Annotated in this window: 9 protein-coding genes; 5 read left to right on the forward strand and 4 right to left on the reverse strand. The window is 51.8% G+C overall.

The window, feature by feature from the left end; translation table 11 throughout:
* Positions 1-979: 979 nt before the first annotated feature.
* From NJQ98_RS15230 to NJQ98_RS15245, 4 genes are all read left to right on the forward strand, one after another.
* Complete coding sequence (locus NJQ98_RS15230) at positions 980-1,612, forward strand: hypothetical protein (RefSeq protein ID WP_262180210.1); 633 nt, start codon at positions 980-982, stop codon at positions 1,610-1,612.
* 6 nt (positions 1,613-1,618) lie between these two features.
* Complete coding sequence (locus NJQ98_RS15235) at positions 1,619-2,860, forward strand: BNR repeat-containing protein (RefSeq protein WP_262180212.1); 1,242 nt, start codon at positions 1,619-1,621, stop codon at positions 2,858-2,860.
* Positions 2,861-4,480: 1,620 nt separating this feature from the next.
* A complete protein-coding gene (locus tag NJQ98_RS15240; RefSeq protein WP_262180214.1) occupies positions 4,481-4,786 on the forward strand; it encodes a hypothetical protein in 306 nt (101 codons plus the stop codon).
* Positions 4,783-6,243 carry a hypothetical protein gene (locus NJQ98_RS15245; protein WP_262180216.1) on the forward strand — a complete coding sequence of 487 codons (1,461 nt, stop codon included), beginning with the start codon at positions 4,783-4,785 and terminating at the stop codon, positions 6,241-6,243. The genes NJQ98_RS15240 and NJQ98_RS15245 overlap by 4 nt, the downstream gene beginning before the upstream one ends.
* 52 nt (positions 6,244-6,295) lie before the next feature.
* Here the strand turns inward: NJQ98_RS15245 and NJQ98_RS15250 are convergent, their stop codons facing one another.
* Positions 6,296-8,665 (reverse strand): STT3 domain-containing protein, encoded by a 2,370-nt coding sequence (locus tag NJQ98_RS15250; RefSeq protein ID WP_262180218.1) that lies wholly within the window; start codon positions 8,663-8,665, stop codon positions 6,296-6,298.
* A 139-nt stretch (positions 8,666-8,804) separates the two neighbouring features.
* On the opposite strand from NJQ98_RS15250, the gene NJQ98_RS15255 reads away from it, so the two are divergent.
* A complete protein-coding gene (locus tag NJQ98_RS15255; RefSeq protein ID WP_262180219.1) occupies positions 8,805-9,797 on the forward strand; it encodes a transposase in 993 nt (330 codons plus the stop codon).
* Positions 9,798-9,829: 32 nt separating this feature from the next.
* Here NJQ98_RS15255 and NJQ98_RS15260 read toward each other — a convergent pair whose 3' ends face one another.
* The 3 genes from NJQ98_RS15260 to NJQ98_RS15270 are packed head-to-tail and all read right to left on the reverse strand — an operon-like array spanning position 9,830 to position 13,786.
* Complete coding sequence (locus NJQ98_RS15260) at positions 9,830-11,341, reverse strand: oligosaccharide flippase family protein (protein ID WP_262180221.1); 1,512 nt, start codon at positions 11,339-11,341, stop codon at positions 9,830-9,832.
* 5 nt (positions 11,342-11,346) lie between these two features.
* Complete coding sequence (locus NJQ98_RS15265; protein ID WP_262180223.1) at positions 11,347-12,645, reverse strand: polysaccharide pyruvyl transferase family protein; 1,299 nt, start codon at positions 12,643-12,645, stop codon at positions 11,347-11,349.
* Between the two features lie 46 nt (positions 12,646-12,691).
* Complete coding sequence (locus tag NJQ98_RS15270) at positions 12,692-13,786, reverse strand: nitroreductase family protein (protein ID WP_262180225.1); 1,095 nt, start codon at positions 13,784-13,786, stop codon at positions 12,692-12,694.
* Positions 13,787-13,857 lie beyond the last annotated feature (71 nt).

Genomic DNA, 13,857 nt, shown 5'->3' on the forward strand with positions numbered 1-13,857 from the left:
AAAGCGGTTAGCTGACAATGACATTAGACTCTCCAACTGGCCGGCCGGCAGGACACGTGTCGGCCGTATCGTAAGCGAGGAACACGAACCTAACCAGTTGACTATCGAGTGGCAGGCGGTCATCGATCATCTCCGGCCACTGACTCCGGTTCGTTCAGTTGTCATCTCCACGGATGGCCCCTATGAGGCGTTGGATCGGACTGTATCGCGCTCAAACACCCATACGCCGACGGCACCGACCGGACACGACATGCTACGAGAGAGCGGGAACTGTTGCGTCATCTCGGGTGATGTGATAATATCAGATTATCTCGTTTGAACAACTGTCTATACTGTAGGAAGCCGCATCGGGTTCATTCGAGTGATGACAAATAACAAATTCCACACTTATACTGTTCCAACGGAAAACTGTAATGGCAAGATAGTTGCTATCAATACAAGCTCAGGCAATCTCGTTCCAATCAAGTTCGTGACCGTGTACCAGAACTAGTTGACAGCGACGGTGATGACACAGTCAATGGTTCGACAGCTCTGTACGATCTGTTGACTGACACTGTTAACAATGGAACAATCTCCGCGACTCACTTGGGCCAGTACTGAGGGAATCGTGCTTGAGAACACATCAAATTAAGATAATTATGTATGAAGGGTTATTACAAATCGGAAAATAGAGTGGCTATGGACAGTTGCTCCCGGTTCTCGCGACGCAAGTTTTTGTCCGCAGTAGGGTCAGCTGTTCCACTTGCAGCGTGTCCCCATCCAAGGAGATCGGGCTGTGGATCCAGAACAAAAACAGTCACCACACCAAGTACACTCGAAATTCCAGCAAATAGTATATGGCTGTCTCTTCAATATCTACGGACACAACATCCGAGGTAGGAGACATCAATTTAGCTCACACTTACAAATCCATCATGTGGGAAACAAGTGGCCAACTCATTGTTGAAGATGGCGCCTCGCTCAACATAACTGATACAGCATGAGTGATATCGAACTTCGGAATGAAAACGGCACAATTGTTGCATACGATAGTGGCGAGAATAAAGTCCCAATCAGGTTCGACGAAGGGATCTTCGATTCGGTCAGTACAACAGAGCAGTATATCAACAACAAGCAGCTCTACGTCCAAGACGGCCAGCCCAATGACCTGACAGATGCCGTCTGGTTGGATTCGGACGCCCAACCGTTCTCCTCTGTCAAAGTCCATCTCACAAGCGACCAGAGCATTTCCGCTGATACCTCGTCAGCCACGGTCGAATTTAATGATGTCGTCGAGGACAACCGTGAGGAGTATGATGGGGCTGCGTATGAGTGGACTGCGGACGAGGCAGGGGAATCTGATATCAGCGGGCAAATTGGCATTGCTCAAAAGGCAGGGGGCGACCAGATAACCACATTTGTGTGGGTCAACGGACAGGTCGAAAGACGTAACAATGGGCAAATTGCCGACCTGAGTACTGGCGACCCGACAACTGACCACGCGCTGCCGGACGGGACCTACGACCTCAGCGCTGGCGACACTGTCTATGTGACGTTCCGCAATGTCACCTCCCCCTGTACAATCGTGTCAGACACTGACCGCACGTATCTCAAAATTCAGCGGGTTGACTAACCGGCGATGATACCTGATAGAGATGCTTCTTGGACGTGGCATCAGGACCCCCGTGCGGTCCACATCGAGGGCAAGACGTATCTGGGCTACGTTGACCAGCGGGGAAACATCAAAGCATACAGTTACAACCACGATGCTGACGAGGCCCGCGAAGCTATCCTCCACGCCAACCTCATTCGCGACGACCACGTCGCCCCCATACTCTACGAGCGCGACGACGGAAGATTCATTTGCCAGTACGCACGGAACGAGACAGGGCTATTGCAGCGTATTAGTGCCCGACCACACGATATCCGGAACTGGCGGCCCGAGCAAACAATTGGCAATGGGGACTGGAACTATCCGAATCCAGTCTGCTACGACGGTGACATCCATCTGTTGGCTCGCGCCGGCATTGAAGGGTTGAGCGACTACGAGCAGTATAGATTCATCTCCTCCGATGGCGGCGAGACATGGTCGTCGCCGACGCAGGTGACGTTGTTCGACGACCGCGCATATCTCAAAGTCGCGTCATTCGACGACACGCGATACTATCTTGCACTCACATCAGCAACAGACACCCAGCCAAATCAGGCGTTCTGCATCTACTACGAGGACGGGGCGTACTACGAGCTGGACGGCACACAGGTCGGAACCTCGGGCCTACCACTGACCGAGTCCGACCTCTCCAGCCTGTACACGGTCGATGGCGATGCATTCGGTGGGCTTCGTATCTGGGACATCGTCACGCTGGCTGCCGATGACGTCCGGATACTGCTCGCAGATGTTGACGACACGAGCAACCACATCTACAAGGAGGCTCGCTGGGATGGCAGCTCGTGGGCCGTCGAGACCATCGTCGAATCGGGAGCGTCGCCGGTTGCAATCGCGTATTACTCCGGCGGCCTGTGTTATGCTGGCGGCGATACCGACACAGTCTACCTCTCCCAAAACGACGGCGGGACGCATGAAGTGTACACGGCGACGCGCGACGGGGGGTCGTGGCCGACGACTCAGGTCACATCTTCGTCTGCTGATGACCAGTGGCGACCGATGCGAGTGCGAAACGGGCGCAGTGATATGCCCGCAGTCTGGTTATCTGTCCAAGATTTCCGGACCTTCACAAAATATCGACAGACAGTGACAAGCGAGTTAGCTGGGACAGAGCAGCCACCGACGCCAGTCCCGCCTCGAAAAAACCCTGCAAGGGATGTCTTCGGTCAGACTGCCAGCGGCGAGATAATCAGGTTGCGGTCAGTCCGTCGATAGGTCCTGAATCCCAGAACACAACTGGGACCCCAATCCTTGTTAGCATCAATGCTCGCATCACCCCCGGCGGCGCGGATGAGTTGTTTGAAGCCGCTTTACTCACTTCTGGCCTGTCTGGTATATCTGGGAGCGATTTGTATAAATTCGGGACCAAGTTTACCAGACCGACGACTCTGAACTTCGGGCAGTCTTAACAGCCATTGTTCCGCCAAATAATCATTACACCCTATCATCTTCGTCTTCGAACTTTGAAATTCTCCGTTGGATGGAGCGCGAGTTCATCGGAGGGAGCTAATGCTTCCGGCAGAGTTTGCGACTGTGACCCGAGACAGCGCGTGGACAATCCACCAGTGTCCGCGGGCGATACGGGTGGGCGACAAGACGTTTGTCGGCTCAATTAGTTCCAACGGCGTCATCCAAGTCACCTCGTACAACCACTCGGTGGACACGTTTCAACACACACAGTTAGCGACCATCTATATCCACGACCACAGTTCTCCGTCAATATACGCCCGCGACGACGACTGTCTCGTGGTATTCTGGACCACTCGACGGGACAGCAAAGACCATATAATGTCCTGAAGGGTCAGCGATGCGGCGCTCGATATCTCCGCATTTGGAGATGTGAAGATGTTCACTTCCGACGCGGCAATAGATTACCCACAGCCCCTATCGTGGAATGGCAATCTCCGCGTGTACTACCACTATGGCAGCGGCTCGACTGCGAGCTGGCGATATCGTGTTTCAACAGACGAAGGCCAGACCTTCGGTGCTGAGCAGACTGCTATCAAGGACAGCGACGGGTAATGGGTCTATACCCATTACCATCGGGAGGGCGACAAGCTGCACTTCGCCCTTGGCGACCACCGCATGACCGAGACAGGCATCTACCACGGATACCTCCAGAACGGGGACTACTACCAATCGGATGGCACGCAAATCCAGAGCTCCACTTCGGAGATTACGGACGTAGCGCCCCTCACACAGATATTTGACGGCGCTGCGAACAATCCTGCCAAACAGTACGTTTGGCGACGGATGCTGACGGCAATCTTGTCGTCGCGTTTACCAAACACGTCGCAACGGGCACTGGCGGCGGTGATGGGGATTACCGTGTGCGGTGGGCGCGGTGGGACGGCTCGCAGTGGGTCGTTGGTAGCGAAATAACTGCTATGGGTGACTCCTTGCCCGAGAACCATTACTACGAGGGTGGGCTGTCACTCGACAGCGCCGACCCAACCAGTGTCTATGTGTCCGTGGAGCAGCCTAATCGCAATTACGAAATCCAAGAGTGGCAGACGAGTGGCAACGGGTCATCGTGGACGAAGCAGCGGGACGTGTCCGCGGCGGATGCGACGTTTGCCAGCCCGACAAAACGTGGCCGGCCAATTAGTCCGAGGGGGCATCAGGGAGACTTGCCTATCCTCTGATGGTCGAGCTCTTACTACGGCTTTGAGAGTTATGAGACTCAATCACGGCGCGATGGCTGATGAGCCTGATTTGCCGGTGAAATATGCCTCAAAGTTGCTTCAAATTAGAGATGGGTATGACCAAATACTTTTCAGCAGGTGAAGATCAATACTTGGTAAACAAATGGTCCCATGGCTTTCTCGACGAGAGATGTTGGCTGCTGTCGTAGTGGGGTCGACCGTTGGACTTGCTGGTTGCAGTAAATCAGATAACATCACCACACCAACCGCGACAGACACGCTCACCCTCTCTGCGAACACTTCTACGACAGTTTCACCGACCGATACACCTACGCAAACACCGACGGCCAAGAGAGTACAGTCAGACCGGCTCGTTGTCGAAGGCGGGGAGACCGTGGCCGAGGCGGCCGGAGTCTACGACCGCATCGTGTGGGAAGACACTGGCCAGCTCGTCATCGAAGACGGCGCCGGTCTCGAACTCACGGAGGCAGAATGACTGACATCGAACTACGGAACGAGAACGGCAAGATCGTCGGCTACGATAGTGACGGAAACAAAGTCCCGGTCAGCTTCGAAGACGGGGTGTTTGATTCGCTCAGTGCAGAGCGCATATACCCCAATCCGGCTGAGTCGTCCAAACATACGTCAACAGAGCGTCCTCAGATTTCCTCGGAGTCCCACACTTTCTACGTGGACCCTGACAGCGGCAGCGACTCAAATCCGGGGACTGATACCGAACCACTTCAGACTATCGGCGAGTTCCTAAATCGCCTTCCAGAGTTCACATACCACCAGTACAAGTGCCTACTCAAGCCCGGCACCTACAACGAGGGTGGCACAATCATCGGGGCGCCGGTTAATATCATCGGGAGTGACCCGCACAACGACTCGTTCGTCATCAAGTCGACAACAGGTACACCATCGGACGTGGTAATCGAAAATTCGTTGGCCCTTGGAACCATCACCAATGAAATGGATGACGCGTTTATAAGCAACATCACGTTCGCAGACTCTTTCCAACTGCTCTCTGGCAATATAAAGTTGGGGAACGTTACATTCACTGGAGCTGAAAACTCTCTCAACGGTATCGCTGCCCCGATCCACCACACGGGTTCAATCACATTCCAGGACTGCAATTTCCAAACGGGGCTCACTCATGCAGCCCAACTTCGTCAGGGGGCCCAAGCCTACTTCTCAAACTGTGATGGAAGGGTAAGCGGGTATGTCGCTGTTGCCCGCCACAATGGTCAGGTTTCTGAGGACTCGCAAAACAATGTTATTGGGAAGATTGGTTTCGCTTACCAAGGCCGCGGTGGGCGCTATATCAACTATGATGGCGAGCCGTACAGCCGAGATGCCCGCGTCTATGATGACTGGGGGGACGGGCGTCTCAGTAATCGCCTTCGCCCCGCGACAGCGGGTTATCGTCCCGAGTGGACTAACGATCACGGTTCGCCAACAGCCCGAGAAGGAGGAGCGGTCCTCCCTACAGGCGACTCAAACTACCAATCAATTATCTCGCCGTACAAGAAATCGAAAATGACAACAGGAACGTGGACTGTTGAGTTTTCTTGTCAATCCACGCCGACGGCAGGCGAACTCTGGCTGGAGCTCATTCGACAGGGCAACAATAACCGGTACTACGTTGATTTCGCTGGCGACGGTAATCTTGCGTTGGCAAAGGTTGAGGGAGGAGTGGCCTCTGCTCCTATTACAAGTTCGTGGACGCCTGACACCGCAACGCGAGAGGTCAAATTTGTGCGGACGCAGGATGTGGATGGCAATGGGAACACTGGTCTCGAACTCATCGTTGACGGAAACTCGCAAGGGACTGAGACAGAGACGTTCCTTCCTGATCCGAACTACATCCGTCTAACGAATCTGCTTGATGCAGAAGTTCACATTGAGTCAGTCCACGAACGCCCTGAGATGGGTTCGCAAAACCTCTTGTGAAAATAACTCTTCTTGGGATTTTTTCGGCATGATGGCCTCTTTCCCTGGGAACTCATGTACCGACTGTTTTATTCAAAGACTTGGTCCGGCCGTTGACGACCATTTTTTCGGTCACGTTCAGAGACTGATTTCCGACACGGTATTGACCGGTATATGGGACGATGACACTGAACCCCCCAGAGGGGCCAGCCGATACCGTTCTGTTGTATGCGAACTCCCTCCCTTCAATTGAGACGGATGTAGAGATATTGATGGACGATTCTGGTTCCGCTTGTCCCACGATTCGAGTGCCTGGAACGACTTCGAAGACCTTTATTGAGGAATCTTTAGATATGTAGACTGCTCGGAAGTACTGTGTCCCGGGGGAGTCTCCTTGTCGACTCCCATGTCGGTTGTGGAGGATCTGGAATCCGGGCTCCTGTGCGAACCTAGACGTATTTTCAGTCACCACAAACCCCCTCACCATGAATAGTTCTTGTCCTGAGCCGTCAATGGTTGACTGCTCCACCCAGGCGTCTGGATTTTCCGACTGTATTAGCTCTGAATAGTAAACTGTTGAAAATGAATACGACCGCGACTCGCCGTTGACAAAGTAATTATAAATTCTACTCTTGTCCCATTCAGTGAGCACGTAGTTTTCCGGATATTCGATTCCTTTCTCTGTTGCATATTGGTCGATCCAAACTGCGGTCTCGTAGGTATCTTCACCCGTTGTGATCTGGCTCATTTTGACTGGTGTCTGGACAAGTCCCATACTGGCAACGAGGAGGAAGAGCGCAACGAGTATACTGACCGTTTTTTTCTCGGGGATTTGGACCGACACTGAAGCGCGGTCACTGAAATCAATCGGTCGTGCACTCTCGATGGTTCCTGCTATATGTACTAATCCCATACCGGCGAAAATCGAGATGAACACTGATCCCTCACCAGCGAACCGGATTTGATTGATTGTTAGTACGGATATACTCAATGCAAAGATGCAGGTGACCAGCCACTGTGGCTGGTACTCTTGTACAGCACGCCAACTGAACCATGCGAGGTGTGGGAGTGCAAGGAAGAAGAAAAAGCCGTAGACGAATACGGGCCCTATTATCGACCCCAACTGACCTGAGAAAATAGAGCTCGTTTCGGCTACAGTCCCAGACTGTGAGAGGAATTGTCTGAACGTCAACACTGCCGGTCGAAGTTCTGGGAGGAGATACCATACGGATATAGTGCCCCCGAGTACAGCAGCGGTTGTGACTGCAGTTAGTTCCCGTGCTGATCTACCCCTCCTGTGCCATAGCTCGGCGCTTCCGACGGAACCAACTGCACCGATTAAGAGGAGGAGTGGTGTGATACCTCGATAAAGCCCCATCCAACCCAATAGAGCGTGTAGCGAATATGTCAGCAACGAACCGATTGCGATACTACCAAGTAGCCAAATAGTCACCTCGGCGGGGGATCGGTCTGCCCTGACAGCCCCGATGGCCAGCGCAGGAACGCAAATCGCAATCGGGAGTAGTAGGATCGGTCCGCCGCGCCATGCCGCGGCCTGTGCAGTAAGGCCCAATCCGAGTCCCAGCGCGGTCAACGGTTGTGCCCAGCGGTGGGATGGCTGACTATCTCCTATCCGGACCAGCTCCGTCATTGTGAACACGACGAACGCTAATACGAGGAAGTCGAACGCATGGTGATCACCGAATCCTAGTGCAGTTCGGTATGCGTGTGCAGGTGTGACTGCGAGTATCAATACTGAGGCTATTCCAATTCTTCGGTCACGAGTCAGACGTGTTGCGAGGAGATATACAATTGCGCTCGTCACAGTAGCGACTATTACAGGATACCAGGCGACCACTAGTCCCGACGCAATCTGTCCGCTTCCCAGTAAACTACCGACCCACCACAGCGAGACGATCAACAGTACGTCGTCGTTCGCGACGCCGTCGGGCAGCTGCGTCAGCGACCCGATATCGAACGCCTGCAGGTCGCTCGCCAGCAGTGTATCGACCCAGTACCGGTAGAAGTAGGGGTCGTTGCCAGCCAGCACGATGTCGCTGCCGCGGAACACACTGGACCACATAAAAACAATCCGAACCAGCGCCACGAACGCCAGTGCACTGGCGACGATCAGCGCATTCCGCTTTCCGATTTCGGGAAGTCTGATTGACGATAGGTCGAAGCTGCTCGTGTCACTTTCGCTCTCTATCGTCTCGTCATTTAGTGCTGCTTGGACAGCGCTCCGGTCAGCCACCCGGTAGCTATCGCCCTTCTTCTCGACAATGTTGCGCGAGACAATTTCGCCGAATGTACCGGAGTCGATAGAGACGTCGTCGTATGTCCAGGGGCCGTTTTCGTCGATGTCAAGAATCTCTTCGAGTGCGGATTCGATGTCGGGTCTGTCCGCGAGGAGGTCGTCTGTTGCCTCGCGTACGTCGTCCATACGATGTGTAACCGTAGAGGCGCGAATAAACCCACCGGAAAGATAGTTGCTCTCTTCTCGGTGCCTCAGATTAGTGTTACACAAAGAGGGTGTCATAGAACAGTTGCCACACCAAAGAGCAGGGTGAACGCTGAGATGGATGAGTCCAGCGACCCTGCAAGATGAGCCTTCGGTAGAGTCGTTCTTCAATGTCGCGGAGACTGAAACGCTAGCGCTGTTTGAGCATCTCTCTTTCGGGTTTCTTGAGGAGTTCGACGTGTTCGCCCCGGCGGAGACGGGGCGAACACGAGAGCATGAGCCACCAGAGATGATGCGTGGGTTTCTCCATTGCTACTACCACGACATCTACGGCATTCGTCCCGTTGAACGGGAGCTTCGGAACACGGTCGTTTGGGTGAGCTGCGGCTTCGATCGACCGCCGTCGAGAGACGCGGTCGATCGCTTCCTCACTGATCTTGAACACGTTGTCGACGAAGTCTTTGACCACCTCGTCGAGCAGGCCGCCCGCCGCGGCCTGCTCGACTTGACCTACTGCATCGATTCAACAGATGTGAGGGCGATGCCCGCCGACCAAGACGCCTCAAAGTGCTACGACCCAACCGACGATGAGTACTATTACGGCTACGGCTGTACGATTGTCTCGACTGGACAAAAGATTCCGATTGCAGCGGAGTTCACCGAGAGCAAACAAGCGCCAGAGGAGACGGCGATGCGCGTCACGTGTGACGCGCTCGCCGTCGCAAAGCCGATTTGGATGGTTGGTGACAGTGCCTACGACACGCTTGACTGGCACGACCACCTGCTGGCCGCAGGGGTCGTGCCAGTCGCTCCGTACAACGCGCGAAACACCGACGACCCGAAAGATATCGAGTACAGGGTCGAAGACCACATCGGACAACATAGTGAGGACGTTCAGCTGAAGCAGTCCACGTTAGATGAGACGTACAACCGCCGTACTGGAGTCGAACGAACCAACGAATCAGTGAAGGACTGCGGCCTCGGGCGAACGCACGCCCGAGGCCGCGTCCATGCACGAGCACAGGTGTTTCTCACTTTGTGTCTTCGTCTCGTCGTTGCAATCACCAATTACGAACGCGGAGACAATCCGGGCAGCACGATCATCACGGTGTGAGAAGACTTCTATGACACCCTCTTACACAAATTCTATACTGACAGGTCATGGATTGTATACACGATTTTATCGACTGGAGACGGCATACGCGTGGCAACGGCTTCTATTTCATCGGGTTGAATCACGCCAAGTTTAATCGAAATTGCGGTGTACAGCAATAAACCGACAGTAGGTACGATAGTCAACGATAGTACTATATTGGTGATGATTTGTGCAAGACCGAAAATAACCGGCGCGGTGAGTAGGACCGTAGCCAGTATCCGAAAGAACCGGAGTTCCTTGAGCGGGTCGAATCCGATTCTGCGAGCGCACCAAACGTGAAAAAAGAGCATCGAACCGTACCCGATACTCGTTGCAACTGCTGCTCCGTACATCCCGTACCGAGGAATCAGTATCAGGTTCAAGACCAGATTAACTATCGAAGCTGATGCTGTGGCATATATAATTTGTCGCAGATCGCCGATTCCTTGTCCGATTGCAAAGATAGGTCGGGCGATCGCGAACCCCAAAACACCGGGTAACAACAACAGTAGAGGATCGACTGCGACGGAAAACTCAGAACCAAAGTATAGCGGTACGAACTCATCAGCGAGCGCTGCAAGTCCAATAATCAGTAGGAGAATAAACGCAAGCGAGTAGCGAGTCACGTCGCTGGCAATCTCTGAGACACGATCGTACTCGCCATCCGACCACATCTCTGAAACGGATTGGACGAGCGTATACTGTATCGCCATTGGCACAAACCAGAGAAATTCGGCAATTACCAGCGCTGCTTTGTAATACCCTGTCTGCTCAGATCCAGCTATCGGCTGTAGTAGTATTATGTCCACATGATACAGTGACACCGTAAGCAGTGCTAACAATATGCTATTGAGATTGAACGTTAGCAGCTCACGTCGGGGAATATTTTCCGGTAGTCTCTGGAACACTGTTCTGAACGAGATATTCGATCGGGTCGCATAGAAAGCAATGAAGCCGACGACGGTAATGGCGATAATTTTACCGATTAGTGCGCCTTTGACTCCCCACCCTAAATAAATGAGACCAATAGCAACACTCCCAAATAGAAATTTATCTAGAATTTGGAGTGGCTCTGAATAGTGTTCCAGTCCAAACCCCATGAGTGATCCTCTCGCCACAGAGTACAGTTGGTTTGCAATAACTAGCACAGCGAGTAATACGAAGTATTGTTCGAACTCCGGGCCGAACCATTCGGTAACGAACTGCGTAGTACTCGCTAAATAGATTAGTAGCCCTACTGTAATTGATGTGAAAACTGCAACCCGTACGTAGAACGTGAAAATATAATCTTCCCATCCCTCTAGTTCTCGGTTTTCGGCGATATACTTACGGAGCCCGTTAAATATCCCAGAATGGACAACAGTAGATAGCAGACCAAATATAGACAGAATTAGCGCGTAGTCCCCATAGTTACTGTTCCCGAGTAGTCGAACGATAATCGGTGTTATCAGGACTGCAAGAGCCAGCTTTCCGATCCGTGTACCCAGAATTGAGGCGAATGCTCGAAGCGTGTTTCGTCCCATTGTAATCAGACCGAACCGAACAGCTGGGTGAGTAAATCTCTCTGACGAATTGTGTCAGTATGTCCTTGGATAATCTCACGTTCTTCTTGCTTGTTCGTCTCCATCTGGCGGATTGCCGATTCTACTTTGGAGGCTTCGACTTTGTCCCGACCATCGAAGAAGTACGCCGACTGCTCGAAGTTTTCCAGCAGTTCCCCGTATTTTGTTGCCCATCCGATTGCGATGACGGGCACGCTATTTCGATACGAATGAACCAATGAGTGATATCGAGAGCCGATAAGATAATCGAACTGTTCGATTGTCCGTTCCAGCTCAATCGCGTTCAGATCATCGTCGAGGAGGTGGACACGCTCTCTATTTTCGAACAGGGACTTGATCCATGTACAAATCTCTTTGTCCTCGGAGGAGTGCCGAAGCACGTACACGTCTTTCCCCTGAGCCAGTAACGTTTCAAGTATCGCATTGTATATCTCTCTGAGTTCGTCGCGGTCTTTCCGCTCTGCAAGCCTTGAATTCGGGACAACACCGACTGCATCTCCTTCGACCGTTGGAACCCGAAACTTGGGGACCTCAGTGAATACGTTTTCTAGGTCATACTCTTGATACTGGAGAACTATGTCGTACTCTAACTGGACGTTCTCTGTCGTGTATGGGCGTAAGCACTCAACGCCCTCCTTCTCACGTGGGCAAATAATTTCGGCGGATGGCAGAAGGCTCGAAAACAGCGGCTTGAGAATCGAAGCAGCGACAGGAGTATACGCAAACGGGCCGATAGATTGTGGTAAAATATAGATTGGAATCCGCTTCTGATTAGCTGAGATTAAATTAGACATATACTCCAGTGATTGCTGGAAGCCCCATTGCGATGAGAGAGCGTAACCGTTTATATCGATGATACATGCGCAATCATTGAGTACGCTCTTTACCTTCTCATGGGCGGTTTGTGGATATGGGTCGTCGTACACTGCAGGGACCAGAGAGGACATCGCTTCTATTCGAGCTCCGCCAGACCATGGTAGAATCGTGAAATCGTACTGTTGTTTCTCTGTTTCATTCCGTTGGTAATCTCTGTTCGAAAAGAGGTAAATCGATTTCTCAGGAAACCGTCTCTTTATCCGATCAACAACGGTAAACGTCATAGCTTGGGCCCCTTTATTGAACAGTTCTCCACCGACGATGACGATATTCTCACCACTCAATTCGCTATTTGGAGCGCGGGATGAGAGTGAATTAAATATCGTTTGTTCAGAGACCGCTGCACCGAAGGCGAGTTTTTGCCTAATCGCTTGAATACGACCGCGCATATTGGGTTCGTTGTCCCGTTCCCGCCTCATGTATTGTAGTTGGCGGTTACGTCTCGTTGAACGACGAAACTTCGTCTGCGCTCTTTTTTGCAGAGAACGGGACTTTTTCATCAGGATCCGGATATCCAATTGCCATAAGCATAATTACCTCTTCATCATCATCTAACCCAATAGTCTCTGCCATCTCAACTTCTAATCGATGGATTACTGGCCAATTGATGCAACAGGACGCCAAACCTTGGGTCTCCAAGGCATATTGGAAACTCATTGCTGTCAAACTAGCATCGATATATACCACATTTCTGTCGCGTGCATTGAAATAGGCTCGATGTTTGCCGACAACCACTGCGAGACAGGGAATATTGTCTCGATATCCGGACACACCGATTGGCAGCTCAGTGATCTCTTCTATTAGTTCTTTGTCGTCGTAGAATCGGAACTCGAATGACTGTCTGTTACAGGCACTTGGGGACTGTAACGCTGTTTCCATTGAGTTTTTGAGTAAATCTCGTGGCACTTCACGCTGTTCGAACCACCGTGTGCTGGTCCGTTGCATCGCTAACTCATGGAAATCGTCATACGTTACGGAGCTTGATGCGAGCTCACCCCGCTCTGTTGGATTTTTATCCGTTGGCTTGTAGTCAATTTCGCGGAGCAACTGTTCGTAATTAGATTTGGCTCGCGCAATCGTCTCGGTTTCTTTCACAACGTCAAAATACTCCGATAACACGTCGACAGACCATTGCAGTTGATCATCGATAGTGTTTGATTTATTCCATAATTTCGCCACGTCGTCAACTGTCTGTTCAATATAACTCTCAGCGAACACATCTCGGCGGTCTTTCATCGAGAGCCCCTTTTCTATCCGATGTATTTGACGAATAACTCTGTGTTGAGGGTTGGATCCGCTATCTTCTAGCTCTTGATAAAGAGCTTGGCCGTGGAGGATCGATTTTTGCTCAAATTTAAATGTTCTTTTGAAATAAAAATATAGTGTAGTTACAAAAGATGACCGAGATATTAGTCGTTTTGTTCTTGCTTCCGGAAGAATGTGCCATATTACATAGTGAAATACCGACCGAAAAAGCGATGCAACCCCTTTTTGTTTATAAATAGAAAATGCGGTCTTTAATTTCGACATGAACGTGAGCAAACACTGCAGGTATAAAAAGAGTGAGTTTCACTCACTCGGTTTATTTGCGTTATATCAAT

The organism is Haloarcula laminariae (assembly GCF_025457605.1).
Lineage (GTDB): Archaea > Halobacteriota > Halobacteria > Halobacteriales > Haloarculaceae > Haloarcula > Haloarcula laminariae.